The organism is Micromonospora palythoicola (genome assembly GCF_036689795.1).
Taxonomy (GTDB): Bacteria; Actinomycetota; Actinomycetes; order Mycobacteriales; family Micromonosporaceae; genus Micromonospora; species Micromonospora palythoicola.
In genome coordinates, this window is sequence record NZ_JBAGKI010000007.1 from 32710 (window position 1) to 47561 (window position 14852).

At 72.1% G+C, this 14852-nt stretch carries 14 protein-coding genes; 4 read left to right on the top strand and 10 right to left on the bottom strand.

Annotated elements, in window-relative coordinates; translation table 11 throughout:
* Positions 1-4: 4 nt before the first annotated feature.
* Together V5O40_RS04995 and rfaE2 are read right to left on the bottom strand one after the other, a co-directional pair.
* Positions 5-877, bottom strand: a complete 873-nt coding sequence (locus V5O40_RS04995; protein ID WP_332904357.1) for a glycosyltransferase family 2 protein — start codon at positions 875-877, stop codon at positions 5-7.
* Positions 874-2760: a D-glycero-beta-D-manno-heptose 1-phosphate adenylyltransferase gene (rfaE2, locus tag V5O40_RS05000; protein ID WP_332904358.1), complete on the bottom strand. Its 1887-nt coding sequence runs from the start codon at positions 2758-2760 to the stop codon at positions 874-876. The genes V5O40_RS04995 and rfaE2 overlap by 4 nt, the downstream gene beginning before the upstream one ends.
* Before the next feature lie 146 nt (positions 2761-2906).
* On the opposite strand from rfaE2, the gene V5O40_RS05005 reads away from it, so the two are divergent.
* Positions 2907-3455: a type 1 glutamine amidotransferase domain-containing protein gene (locus tag V5O40_RS05005; RefSeq protein ID WP_332904359.1), complete on the top strand. Its 549-nt coding sequence runs from the start codon at positions 2907-2909 to the stop codon at positions 3453-3455.
* Between the two features lie 57 nt (positions 3456-3512).
* On the opposite strand, the gene V5O40_RS05010 is transcribed toward V5O40_RS05005, so the two are convergent.
* Positions 3513-4004: an NUDIX domain-containing protein gene (locus V5O40_RS05010; RefSeq protein WP_281602357.1), complete on the bottom strand. Its 492-nt coding sequence runs from the start codon at positions 4002-4004 to the stop codon at positions 3513-3515.
* 55 nt (positions 4005-4059) lie between these two features.
* Between V5O40_RS05010 and V5O40_RS05015 the strand changes: the two genes are divergently transcribed.
* On the top strand, positions 4060-5709 hold the full coding sequence (locus tag V5O40_RS05015; RefSeq protein WP_332904360.1) for a long-chain fatty acid--CoA ligase: 1650 nt from the start codon (positions 4060-4062) through the stop codon (positions 5707-5709).
* A gap of 183 nt (positions 5710-5892) precedes the next feature.
* On the opposite strand, the gene V5O40_RS05020 is transcribed toward V5O40_RS05015, so the two are convergent.
* From V5O40_RS05020 to ku, 5 genes are all read right to left on the bottom strand, one after another.
* Positions 5893-6903, bottom strand: a complete 1011-nt coding sequence (locus V5O40_RS05020) for an NADPH:quinone reductase (RefSeq protein ID WP_332904361.1) — start codon at positions 6901-6903, stop codon at positions 5893-5895.
* 41 nt (positions 6904-6944) lie between these two features.
* On the bottom strand, positions 6945-7601 hold the full coding sequence (locus tag V5O40_RS05025; RefSeq protein WP_332904362.1) for an HAD family hydrolase: 657 nt from the start codon (positions 7599-7601) through the stop codon (positions 6945-6947).
* A gap of 84 nt (positions 7602-7685) precedes the next feature.
* On the bottom strand, positions 7686-8510 hold the full coding sequence (locus V5O40_RS05030) for an SCO6745 family protein (RefSeq protein WP_332904441.1): 825 nt from the start codon (positions 8508-8510) through the stop codon (positions 7686-7688).
* Positions 8511-8697: 187 nt separating this feature from the next.
* Positions 8698-9333: an FKBP-type peptidyl-prolyl cis-trans isomerase gene (locus V5O40_RS05035; RefSeq protein ID WP_332904363.1), complete on the bottom strand. Its 636-nt coding sequence runs from the start codon at positions 9331-9333 to the stop codon at positions 8698-8700.
* 193 nt (positions 9334-9526) lie between these two features.
* Positions 9527-10525: a non-homologous end joining protein Ku gene (gene ku, locus V5O40_RS05040; RefSeq protein ID WP_332904364.1), complete on the bottom strand. Its 999-nt coding sequence runs from the start codon at positions 10523-10525 to the stop codon at positions 9527-9529.
* Between the two features lie 85 nt (positions 10526-10610).
* On the opposite strand from ku, the gene ligD (V5O40_RS05045) reads away from it, so the two are divergent.
* Together ligD (V5O40_RS05045) and ligD (V5O40_RS05050) are read left to right on the top strand one after the other, a co-directional pair.
* Positions 10611-11552, top strand: a complete 942-nt coding sequence (gene ligD, locus V5O40_RS05045; RefSeq protein WP_332904365.1) for a non-homologous end-joining DNA ligase — start codon at positions 10611-10613, stop codon at positions 11550-11552.
* The gene (gene ligD, locus V5O40_RS05050; RefSeq protein WP_332904366.1) at positions 11542-12453 is read left to right on the top strand and encodes a non-homologous end-joining DNA ligase; all 912 of its coding nucleotides are present in this window, start codon (positions 11542-11544) and stop codon (positions 12451-12453) included. The genes ligD (V5O40_RS05045) and ligD (V5O40_RS05050) overlap by 11 nt, the downstream gene beginning before the upstream one ends.
* Positions 12454-12469: 16 nt before the next feature.
* Here the strand turns inward: ligD (V5O40_RS05050) and V5O40_RS05055 are convergent, their stop codons facing one another.
* On the bottom strand, positions 12470-13606 hold the full coding sequence (locus V5O40_RS05055) for a hypothetical protein (protein WP_332904367.1): 1137 nt from the start codon (positions 13604-13606) through the stop codon (positions 12470-12472).
* Positions 13607-13740: 134 nt separating this feature from the next.
* Positions 13741-14781, bottom strand: coding sequence for a hypothetical protein (locus V5O40_RS05060; RefSeq protein ID WP_332904368.1), 1041 nt, complete (start codon positions 14779-14781; stop codon positions 13741-13743).
* Positions 14782-14852 lie beyond the last annotated feature (71 nt).

The window sequence follows — 14852 nt, forward strand, 5'->3', positions numbered from 1 at the left end:
CGGCTCAGGCGTCCGGGCCCAGCGAGGCGAGGACGACCTCCCACGCCTCCACGTCGCGTTCGGTGACCGTGGTCGGCGACTCCAGGTGGTAGGCGCCGCTGGGCAGGACGCCGGCACCGCCGTGCCGCGCCAGCACGGCGAGTTGCGCGGCGACGTCCTCGCCCTGGTGCCGCGCCGGCACCCGTCGCCAGAAGTCGAATCCGCCGGCGTCGACGAGCTTGGCCCGGTCGTAGAGCACGCAGCCGCCGACCCAGGACACCTGGTACGCCCGCCAGTCACCGTCGGTGAGTGCCAGCGACGCCGTCACGTGCAGCAGGTTCGCCGCGGAGTGGATCTGCGCCCGATCCCACTCGGGCGTGCCCGGCCGTACCCGCTCCGGCACCGGTCGGCCGGTCCACTCCCGGTAGTGCCGGTGCGTGTCTGGCCGGACGTCGTCGAGGTAGGACAGGCCGTGCACCCCGTTGCCGACGAAGCCGCAGCCCAGCTCGCCGATCGCGGTCACCAGCCGGCGCAGTGTGCCCGGTTCCAGCCAGACGTCGTCGTCGAGGAAGAGGACGTACCGCGCGACGGAGGCGTCGAGCAGGAAGCTGCGGTGTTCGGCGAGCCCGCGTCGGGGCAGTCGCCGGGTCAGTAGCACCGGATGCCCCCGGTGGCGCAGCGCCCGGACCATGGTGGCCGCCGCCGGGTGGAGGTAGCCGGGGTCGCCGTCGGACTGGTCGCTGACCACCACGCCGAACCCCGGTACCCCCTCCTGCGCGGCGAGCCCGGCGAGGGTGACGGCGAGTTCGGTGGGCCGGTTGCGGGTCGGGACGAGCACGTCGACCAGCCGGTCGGCGCGGAACTGCGCGGGCGTGCCGGCGTCGAGGGGTCGGTTCACGGCGCCTTGCCGGTCAGCGGCGGCGCGTCCGCACCGGTCGTGGTGGCGGTTCCGGCGCCGGCCGTGCCGGACGTCTCCACCGCCGGCGGGGGACCGGCCTGCGCGCCGGTCGCGCCCTCCTGCCCGTACGCCCGGATCCGGTCGATGATCGCCGAGGTGGAGCGGTCCGGCACGTAGCCCAGGGTGCGTACCTGGCCGCCCAGCCGTTGCACCAGTGGCGCCTCCGGCACCAGCTCGGGCGGATAGTCGCCGCCCTTGACGTAGACGTCCGGCCGGACGGCTTCGATGAGGGTGGCCGGGGAGTCCTCCTCGAACACCACCACGTGGTCGACGCAGGTCAGCGCGGCGAGCAGGGCGGCCCGGTCCTCGATCGGGTTCACCGGCCGGTCCGCACCCTTCAACCGGCGTACGCTGCCGTCGGAGTTGACCGCCACCACCAGCAGGTCGCCGAGGGCGCGGGCCTGTTCCAGGTACCGTATGTGCCCCCGGTGCAGCACGTCGAAGCAGCCGTTGGTGAAGACGATCGAGCGGCCGGCCCGCCGGTGTTCGGCGACGATCTCCGTCAGGTGCCCCGTGTCGACAAGTACCTGCCGGTCGTCGGGTGCCGGTCGGCCCAGCGCGGCCAGCAGGTCCTCGCGGCGGCACACGCAGGTCCCGGTGCCGGCGACGGTGCTCGTCGCGGCGAGCTGGGCAAGTTGCGCGGCGGTGGACAGCGGAGCGTCGGCGGCCAGTGCGAGGGTCATCGCCGCCAGGTAGGCGTCACCGGCGCCGACGGCGTGGCTGGCGGGTACGGGTGTGCTGTGACTGCGGGCGGGCGCACCGTCGACACCGCCGACCACCGCGCCCTCGGTGTCCAGGGTCACCGCGACCACCGCCGCGCCGGTGTGGGCACGCAGCTCGGCGAGCCGGGACTCGGCCAGGACGGCCCGGTCCACGCCGGCACCGACCTCGGCGTTCACGGTCACCCCGGTGCCGGTCACGCTGAGCCCGTCGCGGGTCATCGCCACCCGACTCTCGCCCGGGGTCGGCTCGCCGGTGGGCCCGTCGGTACGCCGCGTCCCGGCCGCACCCGGAGCCGTGCCGACGGTCAGCTCGGACGGCCCGTCGGCCGGGTCGACCTCGGGATGCTCCAGGTGCAGCTCACGGCCACCGGCCGGGTCAGCGGACGTCGCCGGGTGCATGGTCGGCCGGACCGCGCCCGCGCGGGCGAGCAGGCGGGTGGCCTCGGCGAAGCTCGGGGTCACCACGGTCGGCGCGAGGCCCCGCCAGTCGGCGAGGTCGTGGGCGTCGAGCGCGACCGTGGCGTACCGGTCCCGGTGCTCGACCAGCCAGGCGCGTACCGGCGCGGGCAGCGCGCCCAGACCGTAGTCGCAGACCACCAGGGTCGGTTTCTCGCCTCCGCTGGCGGCCCGCAGCTCCTCACTCGCACAGTCCAGGGCGGTGAGCAGGCAGTCCACCCCCAGGTCGCTGAGCGGGTCGTCCGGGTCACCGGAGTCCTCCCGCAGCAGGATCTGGTCGCCGGCCAGCATCCGACGCTTGACGGGGGTGTAGCGGCCGGGCTGGCTGACGGTGCGGTCCCAGACGCCGGCCCGATCGAGGCAGTCATGCAGCTCGTCGCCGGCGGCGTCGGCCCCGACGGGCGCCACCAGCACCGAGCGTCCACCCAGCGTGGCGATGTTGACGGCGGTGTTGGCGGCACCACCCGCCGCCGAGATGCGGCGGCGCAGGGTGAGGACCGGGGCGGGGGCTTCCCGGCACAACCGGTCGGAGTCGGCGAACCGCCACTCGTCGAGCATGGCGTCACCGATCACCAGGACCGGACGCCCGAGCCAGCTCTGCACGACGTCGGCGAGCCGGAGCTGTTCCGCTGCTGCTCGTGCCATGCCGGCGGTTCCCCTCCGCTCGGCGGGGTCAAACCTGCCGGCCGGCCGCCCGCTGGCGGCGACGTGCGGTGGGCCACCGTCCAGCCGCGTTTCGTGACGTCGGCACCGGGAACGGATACGGACGTACCCCCAGAAAGGAGAACACTGTGGCAGCGACGTTGCAGGGTAAGCGAATAGCCTTCCTGGCCACCGATGGCGTGGAAGAGGCCGAGTACGTCCAGCCGCGTCAGGCCGTCGAGCAGGCCGGTGCGACCGCCGAGCTGGTGTCGATCAAGCCTGGGAAGATCACCTCCTTCACGCACCTGGACCCCTCCACCACGTACGAGGTGGAGGTGAGCGCGGCCGACGCGGATCCCGCCCGGTACGACGCGCTGGTGCTGCCCGGAGGGGTGGCCAACCCGGACTTCCTGCGCACCGACTCCGACGCCGTCCGGTTCGTGAAGTCGTTCTTCGACGCCGGCAAGCCGGTCGGGGTGATCTGCCACGGGCCGTGGACGCTCGTCGAGGCGGACGTGGTGCGGGGTCGGCGGCTGACCAGTTGGCCCAGCCTGCGTACGGACCTGGTGAATGCCGGCGCGGAATGGGTCGACGAGCAGGTCGTGACCGACAACGGGTTGGTCAGCAGCCGCAAGCCCGATGACCTGCCGGCCTTCTGCGCCAAGATCGTCGAGGAGTTCGCCGAAGGCCGGCACTGACCGGCCGGACCGGAGCCCGCTGCGGCGGCCCTGCCCCTGAGGGGCGGGGCCGCCGGGTCATTTCAGGATCAGGCGGTTGGTCTGCTCGAAGACGTCCAGGTCGGCCAGGGTCTCCAGGACACTTGCCGAGAGCGGCTGGGGCATCGCCTCGCGGTGGAAGAAGCCCGCGTCGCTCGTCTCGTCGGTGACCCGGGCCAGCCGCCCGTCCCACTCCTCCACCCGGAACGCGGTGGTGAAGATCTGGTAGGTGTGGCCGTACATGTTGGTGTGGGTGCGGTCCGGGCCGGTGTAGAGGGCGAAGGCACTCACCCGCAGCGCCCGGAGCCCGGTCTCCTCGCGTACCTCCCGCACGGCGCAGTCAGCGATCGACTCGCCCAGCTCCATCGCGCCGGCGGGCAGTGCCCACTGCCCGTTGTCGGAGCGGCGGATCAGCAGGATGCGGGCCGAACTGTCGCGCACCACGGCCCGGGCGCCGACGAACATCAGCGTCCGGTCGCCGGCCAGGGCGCGTAGCTGCCCGACGTACGAATCAGCCCAGGAGATGCTCACCCGGACAATTTACGGGGGTTCCCAACGTGTGACCGGCGACACTAACTTGTTACCCATGCGTAGCACGATGATGGACGCCCCCCTTCAGGTCTCCCGGATCCTCGAACACGGCGCCACCGTGCACGGCGCGGCCGAGGTGGTGACGTGGACCGGCGCCGAGCCGCGTCGCAGCACGTACGCCGACGTCGGGCGGGACGCCGCCCGGCTCGCGCACGCGTTGCGGGCGGAGTGCGGGGTGACCGGCGACGAGCGGGTCGCCACCTTCATGTGGAACAACACCGAGCACCTGGTGGCGTACTTCGCCGTGCCCAGCATGGGTGCGGTGCTGCACACGCTCAACATCCGGCTCTTCCCCGACCAGGTCACCTACATCGCCAACCACGCCGAGGACCGGGTGGTGCTGGTCGACGCCACGTTGATCCCGCTGCTGGCCAAGTCCCTCGGCGGCATGACAAGCGTGCGACACGTGGTGGTGGTCGGCGGTGGCGATCCCGCCCCGCTGCTGGCGGCGGCGGGCGACCGGATCGCCGTACATCACTGGGACGCGCTGCTGGCCGACCGCCCGGAGGTGTACGACTGGCCCGAGGTGGACGAACGCGACGCTGCCGCCCTCTGCTACACCTCCGGCACCACCGGCAACCCCAAGGGGGTGGCCTACTCGCACCGCTCGATCTACCTGCACTCGTTGCAGATCTGCATGCCGGAGGGGTTCGGGCTCGGGCCGACCGACCGGGAACTGGCCATCGTGCCGATGTTCCACGCGATGTCGTGGGGGCTGCCGTTCGCGGCGTTCCTCTCCGGCGCGTCGCTGGTGATGCCGGACCGTTTCCTCCAGGCCGCGCCGATCGCCGAGATGATCGCCGCCGAGCGGCCGACGCTGGCCGGTGCGGTGCCGACCATCTGGACCGACCTGCTCGCCTACCTGGACAGCCACGACGTCGACACCTCCTCGCTCACGGAGGTGATCGTCGGTGGTTCGGCCTGCCCGCCGTCGCTGATGCACGCGTTCGACGAGCGGCACGGCATCGACGTGATCCACGCCTGGGGGATGACCGAGATGTCGCCGCTGGGCTCGGTGTCGCGCCCACCGGCCGGGGCGAGCGGTGACGAGGCCTGGCGCTACCGGTACACCCAGGGCCGGGTGCCGGCGGGGGTGCGGGCCCGCGTCGTGGGCCCGGCCGGGGAACCGCTGCCCGCCGACGGAACCTCCGTCGGTGAGCTTGAGGTGCGTGGGCCGTGGATCACCGCGCGGTACGTCGGGGACGACGCGCCGGACCCGGAGAAGTTCCGCGACGGCTGGCTGCGTACCGGTGACGTGGGCACGCTGTCGGCGGACGGCTACCTCACCCTCACCGACCGGGCCAAGGACGTGATCAAGTCCGGTGGCGAGTGGATCTCCTCGGTGGAACTGGAGAACGCGTTGATGGCCCATCCGGCGGTGCTGGAGGCCTGCGTGGTGGGCGTGCCGGACCAGCGATGGGACGAACGGCCGCTGGCCACGGTGGTGCTCCGGGAGGGTGCCTCGGCGACTCCGGAGGAGTTGCGGGACTTCCTGGCCGGGTCGGTGGCGCGCTGGCAGTTGCCGGAGCGGTGGGCGTTCGTCGAGGCGGTGCCGAAGACGAGCGTCGGCAAGTTCGACAAGAAGGTGGTGCGCTCCCGGTACGCCGACGGCGACCTGAATGTGCGGGAACTGGCCACGCCGTAACGTTTTTCGGCGCATCATCGCCGTTGGGAGTAGTGGCCTGCACAGACCTCTCTCCGGTGGGCGGCCCCGGCGTTCGCACCGCGCCGGGGCCGCCCGTTCCTCGCGGGGCGACCCGCAGTGTCAGTATTGCGAGACTTGTTCGCCTCTGTCCGGCGTACGGGGAAAACTGCCAGGTCGAGCCGCTTATTCGTCGGCGCTGACCAGCACCCTGCCGACCACCGAGTCCTCCACCGCCTGATGGGCGGCAGCGGTCGCCGACAGCGGATAGGAATGCAACGGCAGACCGGCCTCCTCGCCCACCCGGACCCCGCCCTGGGCGGCCGCGGCCGCCACGTCGACCAGCGCCTGGGCCTTGGCCGCCTTCGGCATCGTGTAGACCAGCACGAACTGCCAGCGGGCGTTCGGCCCCATCAGGGGTCGTACCGGCAACGTCACCTCGTCGCCGCCGTCGTCGGCGTACACACAGACCACCCCGCCCGGGCGCAGTAGCCGTACGTCGGTGGCCGCGTTGCGGGCGGGGGAGACCTCCACGATCCCGTGCACCCCGTCGGGCGCGAGCTTGTGGACCTCGGCCACCACGTCCTGTTCCCGGTAGTTGATCACTGCCGAGGCGCCGGCCGCCGCGGCCAGTTGGGCCTTCTCGGCGCTGCTGACCGTGGCGATCACGCAGGCATCGGCCCAGGACGCCAACTGGATCGCGGCGTTGCCCACCGCGCCGGCCCCACCCTGCACCAGCACCGTGTGGTCACTCAGCGCGCCGGGACGCAGGGTGTCCGGCAGATACTCGCCGGAGGTCAGGCACCGGTGCGCCGTCAGGAACGGGATGCCGAGGCAGGCGCCCAGTTCGAAGGACGCGTCGCCGAGGCGTACCGCCTGGCGGACCGGGACCACCGTGTACTCGGCGGCGGTTCCCCAGGGCCGCTGCCAGGCGGCCTCCCAGACCCAGACCCGCTCGCCGATCAGCTCCTGGTCGACCCCCTCGCCGACCGCCTCGACCACTCCGGCGCCGTCCTGGCCCGGTATCTGCCAGCCGGCCGGCAGCGGGCCCTGCCGGCGCGACTTCCAGTCCGTCGGGTTCACCCCGGCCACCGCGACCCGCACCAGCACCTCGCCCGGCCCGGGGTCCGGCACCGGCCGCTCGACCAACTGGAGCACGGAGGGATCGCCGGTGCGTTCGTACACCATCGCCTTCATGCCACCGACCGTAGGCGGGCGGGGGACCGCCCGGTGGCGGTTCAGCCCAGCCGGTCGACGACCTCCGGGGTCAACTCGTCGATCGAGTCCAGCACCGCCACGGCCAGCCGCCGAGCGTCCGGATCCAGTGGGTACGCCCCGTGCGGCACCGCCACCACCGCCATCCCGGCCGCAGCCGCGGAACGGACCCCGTTCGAAGAGTCCTCCACCGCCACGCAGCGCGTCGGGTCGAGGCCGAGCCGCTCGGCCACGCGCAGGTAGACGTCCGGTGCCGGCTTGCCGCGCTCGGTCTCCTCGGTCGACAGGGTGCTGCGGAACGAGTCGGTCAGGTCGGTGGCGGCCAGCGCCGCGGCGATCAGCCGGGTCGGCGAGGAACTGGCCAGTCCCAGGGGCCACCGCGCGGCCATCCGGCGGACCACGTCGACCGCGCCGTCGATCACCGGCACCCGGGCCGCGTACCGGCGGGCCATCTCCTCGACCACCTCGGCGGCGACCTGGTCGGCGGTGCGCCGCACCCCCAACTCGTCGCTGAGGTAGCGGGCCCACTCACCGGTGCTCATCCCCATCAGCCGACGCTGGGTGTCGTCCTGCCAGACACCCCCGTGCTCGGCCACGTAAGCCCGCCGAACCTCCTCCCACACCGGCTCGGAGTCGACGATCACCCCGTCAAGGTCGAAAACCACCCCATCCACCGTCACACCCCCATCCTCCCCCACCCACCACGGCGTCGATCAAGAAGTTCGCGTCAGGAATCGGCGACAAGTCAGACCGGAACTTCTTGGTCAACTCGCCAGGGGTGGCAGACCGATGGGGCTGTCCGGCGGAATGACCGTGTGGGCGGCGCGGGCGATCGGGTCGAGCAGTTCGCGGAGGCGGTGTGCGCGCTCGGGGCCGAGCGTCAGCCAGGGGCGGGTGGCGGCGAGGTCGGTGGCGTCCTCGATCGCCTGGAAGGACGTCCGGCCGCGCTCGGTCGGCTTGCCCTCCGCGTCCAGCCAGCCACGGACGGTGAGCCGGTCACGCGCCTGCGACCAGTCCTGCTCCGACCAGCCCCGGCCGAGCAGGTTGGCCGCCGGCATGTCGACCGCGACCCGCCAGGCGAGGGTCTCCACCGGGTCGAGGTCGGCGGCGACCAGCGCGGCGACGTGCCCGTCACCACGATGTTCGCGCAGCGTGGTGGCGGCCTGCCAGAGCCGAGCCAGCGGGTACTCACCCCGGGGCAGGCCCGCGTTCGCCGCGCCGAGCACCCGGCCGGCCGTCCCGAGCCCGTCCGTGGCGGCCTCGAGCAGGTCGGCGGCCTCCACGAGATGCCGCTCGGGCAACTCGTAGGTCAACTCGGCGAGCGCCTGCACCGCCCCGGTCAGCCGGGCGCGCAGCGCCTGGTCCGGGGTGGCCAGTTCCCACACCGCCGGCAGGGCCCGGCTCACCATGTGCGGAGCGAAGTTGTAGAAGGCGGCGATCACCGGAGCCGGACCGGTCGGCCCGAGCGGGGCGGCGCGACCGGCGAAGTAGCCCCGCCAGTAGCCGCGTAGTCCGGCCGCCTCGTAGGCGGCGCGGGCGCGCGGATGGAAGTAGGTGACGGCGTGCAGCGGCTCGTAGTGCGTCCACATCAACCGGGCGGTCCGCCCGTCGGCGTCCACTGCCGTCACGTGCACCTCCGGGTTCGCTTCGACAGGCGTACCGGGCGAGGTACCCGGAACGCCTGTCGAACCTACTGCCGGTCGGTGACCGTCCGGAAGCCATCTGTGGTCAACCGCATCGATGTTCGCCTGCCGTCGGGGCGGGGCGCCCTGCGGCTCACTCGGCGGCGAGCACGTCCACCACGAAGCGCAGCGGACCGGCCGGGCGACCGCCGCCACCGTCGCCGTAGGCGTCCTCGGCCGGGATGTCGAGCTGCACCCGGCTGCCCACGGTCACGCCCACCAGACCCTTGTCCCAGCCCGGGATGACCTGCCCGACCCCGATCGGGAAGGTGGCGGGCTGCCCCCGCTCCCAGGAGGAGTCGAACTCCTCGCCGCTCTCGTAGAAGACACCGACGTAGTTGGTGGTGATCGACTGACCAGCCTTGACCTTCGGCCCGGTGCCCTCGATCAGCGGAGTCACGGTCAGCTTCTTCAGCTCACCCTCCCCGGCGGTGACCGTCGGCTTGCTGCCCAGCGCCGGGTCCGCGCCCTCCGGTAGTTGAGGCGCAGGCGGGGCCGCCGGCTCGTTGGTCGCCTCCGCCGGGGCGGACGGCGTACCGGCGGCCTGCTCGGGGGCGTCGTCACCGCCGCGCTGGCCCACGATCACGAACACGGTGATCAGCACCGCCACGACGGCGATGCCGGCGAACGCACCGGCCCAGGCCTGCCGGCGGCGCTTCGCCTCGGCCGCCTTCTGAGCCGCCAACTGCTCGGCCAGCCGCCGCCGCGCCTTGGTCTCCTGCTCGCTCACGTCCTCGACTCCCTGCTGAGAGGTGTGGGGTGGGTCCGGCCACGGGCAGCCGTCGCCGACACACGGTACCTGGTGTCGGACGCACTTCCGACCATCGATGGCCCGCGCCGGACGGCACGGACATGACGATCATGGGGTCGATGGTGGAGCCGAACCCGCCCAGAAAGGTACATCCAGGTGATCGAGGGTGCGGTCAGGCGGACTTGCGCGGGGTGGCCTTTTTGGTGGCTTTCTTCTCCGTGGTCTTCTTGGCCGGCGTGGCCTTCTTGGTGGTGGCCTTCTTCTCGGCGGTCTTCTTCGCGGGTGCCTTCTTGGCCGGTGCCTTGGCGGCCTTCTTCTCCGCCGCCTTCTTCTGCGCGGAACGTGCCGACGAGATCGGGGTCGGCTCGGCGCCCCCGCCGGCCGGTGCCTCGCCACGAGCCGCCCGGGCACGCTCCACGGACGCCTTCAACGCGGCCATCAGGTCGACGGCGGCGGCGGGTGCCTCCTCGACCTCCTCCGGCTGGACCACCTCGCGGCCCTCCACCTTCGCGTCGATGACCTCCTGCAACGCCGCCCGGTAGTCGTCGGTGAACTCGTCCGGGTGGAAGTCCCCGGCCATCGAGTCGATGAGCGAGGTGGCCATCGCCAACTCCGGTGGCCGGATCTTCAGGTCCTCGTCGAGGAAACCGAAGTCCGGCTTACGGATCTCGTCCGGCCAGAGCATCGTGTTCAGCAGCAACACACCCTCGCGGACCCGCAGGGTGGCCAACTGCTCCCGCTGGCGCAGCGCCACCTTGACGATCGCCACCCGCTCCGAGTCGGTCAACGCGTCCCGCAGCAGCAGGTACGGCTTGGTCGCGGCGCCCTCCGGCTCCAGGAAGTACGCCTTGTTGTAGAGGATCGGGTCGACCTGCTCGGCCGGCACGAACTCCAGCACGTCGATCGCGTGGGAGGTGCTCAACGGCAGGTCGGCGAAGTCGTCGTCGGTGAGGATGACCATCTCCCCGCCGCCGATGTCGTAGCCCTTGGCGATGTCGTCGTAGCTGACCTCCTCGCCACAGACCTGGCAGGTCCGCTTGTACCGGATCCGTCCGCCGTCGGCCCGGTGCACCTGGTGGAACCGGATGTCCTTCTCCTCCGTCGCGGAATACAGCTTCACCGCGATCGAGACCAGGCCGAACGACACGGCTCCCTTCCAGATGGCACGCATGCTGCGCTCCCTTCCCCGGTATCGACCATGCTCGCATCACAGCGAACCGGACGCGAGGTGTTCGGCCTGCTACTACAGTCGGCCTGTGCCCGGCGCGCCGCTCAAGCCGATGCTCGCGATGACCGGGCAGCTTCCGGCCGGTCCCGATTGGGCGTACGAGTTCAAGTGGGACGGGGTACGCGCGCTCGCCGACATCGCCGGCGGACGGCCACGCCTGTACGCCCGCTCCGGGGTGGAGATCACCACCGCCTATCCCGAGTTGATCGCGCTCGGCGAGCAGGTCGGCGACGTCCTGCTCGACGGTGAGGTGGTCCTGTTCGACCAGGCCGGACGGCCCTCGTTCACCGCCCTGGCCGAGCGGATGCACGTGCGTAACGCCGCGAAGGCGGCCCGGCTGGCGGCAACCGTCCCGGTCACGTACATGATCTTCGACGTGTTGCGGCTGGCCGGGCAGGATCTCACCGGCTGGCCGTACGCCCGGCGGCGGGAGACCCTCGACGGCCTGGCGCTCGGCGCGGCGCGGTGGGCGGTCCCACCGGTCTTCTCCGACGGCCCGGCCACCTACGAGGCGGCCGGCGAGCACGGCCTCGAAGGGGTGATGGCCAAGCGGGTCGAGTCGGTCTACCGGCCCGGGGTGCGCTCGCCGGACTGGGTGAAGGTCAAGCTGGAGGTGACCGGCGACTTCGTGGTCGGCGGCTGGCGGCCCGGCGCGCGGAAGATCGGCGGGCTGCTGGTCGGGGTGCCCGGTGCCGACGGCCGACTCGCCTACCGGGGCCGGGTCGGCGGTGGGATCGGTGCCGCCCTCGAACGGGAACTGCTGCGCGAGTTGGAGCCGCTGCGCACCACCGCCTCGCCGTTTCGCGGCGATGTGCCCCGCGAGGATGCCCGGGGCGCGATTTGGGTAACTCCCCGGCTGGTGGTGGAGGTCAAGTACGGCCAACGCACCCCGGACGGGCGCCTGCGGTTCCCCCGGATCCTGCGGATCCGCCCGGACAAACCGGCCGAGGAGGTCGACGATGCCAGCTGACCGGTTCCCGGTCGAGGTACAGGGCCGCACACTGGAGCTGTCCAACCTGGACAAGGTGCTCTATCCGGCAGCCGGCTTCACCAAGGGCGAAGTGATCGACTACTACACCCGGATCGCCCCGGTGCTGCTGCCACACCTGGCCGACCGGGCGCTGACCCGCATCCGCTACCCGAACGGGGTGACCGGTGGCTCGTTCTTCGAAAAGAACGCTCCGGCCGCCACCCCGTCCTGGGTGCGCGTCGAGACGCTGCCCGCGCCGGGCTCCACCAAGGGTCGGGAGACCATCGACTACGTCGTCGCCGACGACCTGCCCACGTTGGTCTGGCTGGCCAACCTGGCCGCCCTGGAACTGCACACCCCGCAGTGGAAGGTCGGCGCGCACCCGGACCTGATGGTGATCGACCTGGATCCGGGTGCCCCGGCGGCACTGGAACAGTGCTGCCAGGTGGCCCTGACGCTGCGCGACCGGCTGGCCGCCGACGGGATCGACTCCTACCCGAAGACCTCCGGCAAGAAGGGCATGCAGCTCTGCTGCCCGATCTCCGGCACCCAGCCCGCCGACGACGTGTCGGCCTACGCCCGGCGCGTCGCGCAGGAACTCGAACGCGAACAGCCGAAGCTGGTGGTGTCGAAGATGGCGAAGAACCTGCGACCGGGCAAGGTCTTCATCGACTGGAGCCAGAACAACGCGGCGAAGACCACGGTGGCGCCGTACTCGCTGCGTGCCCAGCCCGTCCCGTCGGTGTCGACGCCGCTGACCTGGGACGAGGTCTCCGCCGGTGCGGCGGGCCGACGTCCGGCCACCAGGCCGTACCCCGCCGGTGAGGTGCTGGACCGGGTCGAGCGGCACGGCGACCTGCTCGCCCCGCTGCTCGACGGCGGCCCCGCACTTCCGGAGTAGCCCCCACCGTCCCTGCTCACACGACGGTGCCCCCGGGCCAGGTGGTGTAGGAGATCCGGGCGTTCAGGTTGGCCGGTACGCCGAGCCAGGCGTAGCAGTTCACCAGGACCACCGTGTCCGCCCCGGACCGCCCCCAGCCGGCGAGCACGCAGTGGCCGCGAGGCCGACTGCCGGGAAGTACGCCGAGATGGGCGTTGACGAAGGCGGTGCCGAACGCGGTCCCGGTGCCGCTGAAGGTCATCTGGTAGCGGCCGGTGCCAAGCAGTGTGCCACTGGCGCCGCCGTAGCCGGGCAGCGTCGAGTTGTAGCTGTCGCCGCTGATGGACCCTCCGATGATGTTGTCGCCGTACAGGGTTCCGCTGGCGAACCGTGGGCCCGCCGAGTGGCCGAGCAGGTCGACCCGGGAGCCGTAGGTGACCGCGAACCGCGCGTCGACGTCGTTACCGGCGGCGTTGGCGCATCGCACCTCCCGGCCGTCCGGCCAGTCGATCTGGCAGTTCACCGCGCTGCCGCCCAGCGCCGTGACGTGTGTCATCGGGAAGATCGGGGCACCCGACTCGCTGGCCGGGTTGGGGTTCATGCGGAAACGGTAGTGACCGGTACCGAGCCGCTCATAGCTGATCGTTCCGCCCGTCGAGTCGTACCGCAGACCGGCCGGGATGGTACGCAGACCCACCGGCGTCGCCTGGTCCGTGGTGAACCAGGCCAACCGTCCCTGATGGATCTGCCGCCGGTTGGTGAAGGTCGCCACGAATCGGCTGTCCACCGGTGCGCCGGTCGCCGCGAAGCACCGTACCTGGATCAGCAGATGGTCGCCGCCCAGCAGGCTCCGGTACCAGCTGGCCACCGTGCAGTGCACCGGGCCACCACCGTACGCCACCGCGTGCGCGACGCCGGTGCTTGTCGCCGCGTGCTCCAACTCGACCGTGTACGCCCCGGTGCCGGTCCGCCGTACGACGATGTCACCCTCGGTGGAGGACCAGCTCCAGCCGTTGTCGACCGTGTACTCGGCCGCAGCCGGCTGGTTTGCCCACACGGTCGCGACGACCGCGCCGGTGGGTAGCGGATCAGCCGTCGCGGCGGCCGGCGGGGCCAGCACCGCGCCCACCGTGAGCATCACCAGTACGGCCCGTAGTCGGGTCGATCGCCTCATCCGCCAGCCTCCCGCCCGACCGCATCCGACGTCGACATCGGACGCTTGCGCCACGAGTCTGGCAGCCTCCGGCAACGCTCGCGGCGGCCACGCGGAACGTGTTCGAGGAGAACGTCGCCTCCGCACAGACGCTCTCAGCCCGGGTGAGCCGGTGCCGACCCGTGGCGCCGCAGGCGCGCGTACCCGCCGCCGAGCATGGCGAGCGCGAGCAGGCTGACGATCACGTCGCTGAGCAGGGCCTGGGTGGGCGACGCCGGTGAGTACGGGGGCACCAGGTACGCCAGCACGGCCGCCCCGAGGAGCGCTCCCGCGGCAATGGCCAGCACATGTCCCTGACCCCACCCGGAGCGTCCCGACAGGCGAAGGAGCAGCCCCACCAGCGCGGCGACGGCAACGATCGACACGACGACGCCGATCCAGCCGGAGAGCATGGCGACGCCCAGGTAGACGAGGAAGACCAACAGGCCGGGACGGAATGGCCGGGGTGCGCCGTTGTGGGCCGGGGGCGGCCGGCGCCGCCAGCGGGGCAGGGCGGCCAGCACGACCAGGGCGAGGACCACCGCCGCCGCCCCGACGAGCTGACCGGGGCTGGCCAGGAATCCCTTACGTCCGCTGTCGTCGGCGAAGACGAGCAGGCTGCCCAACAGGTAGAGCACGGCCACGACGACCAGGCCGGGCACACCCAGCCACGGCCGCAGCCGACGGGCCGGGGAGAGGTACGACTCGACGATGGCGATCGGCGCGCAGATGGTCAACGCGACATGGTTACCGACGAAACTGATCGCCTCCTGTGCGCTGATGCCCAGCGCCGGTACGCGGGTGCGGTCCGCCACGCTCAGCTCCGCGAACTCGGTGTCGGCCAGGTAGTCCGGGTTGAACAGCGACTGGTCCACCAGGCCCGCCTGGAGCACTCCGAACCCGGCGGCCAGCAGGACGATCATCGGCCAGCCGCCGCCGGTACGCCGGGCCGCCTCCCGGATCAGCACCGCCGCGCCCCCGTACATCGGTGCCAGGACGACCACGACGCCCAGCATGTCGGTGCCGGCGAAGCCGCCCCACGAGCACTCGGCGGCCCAGGGGGCGAGGAACAGCAAGGCCACGACCGGGACGAGTCGCCGCAACATCGGCTGCCGGCCGCCGTCGAGAGCCGCCCGCTCGTCCCCGTGAGTAGTCATACCCCTGACTCTCCCGGTGACGCGGCACCCTGCACCAATGCCATCAGTCATGTGTTCGCCGGTCCGGCGCG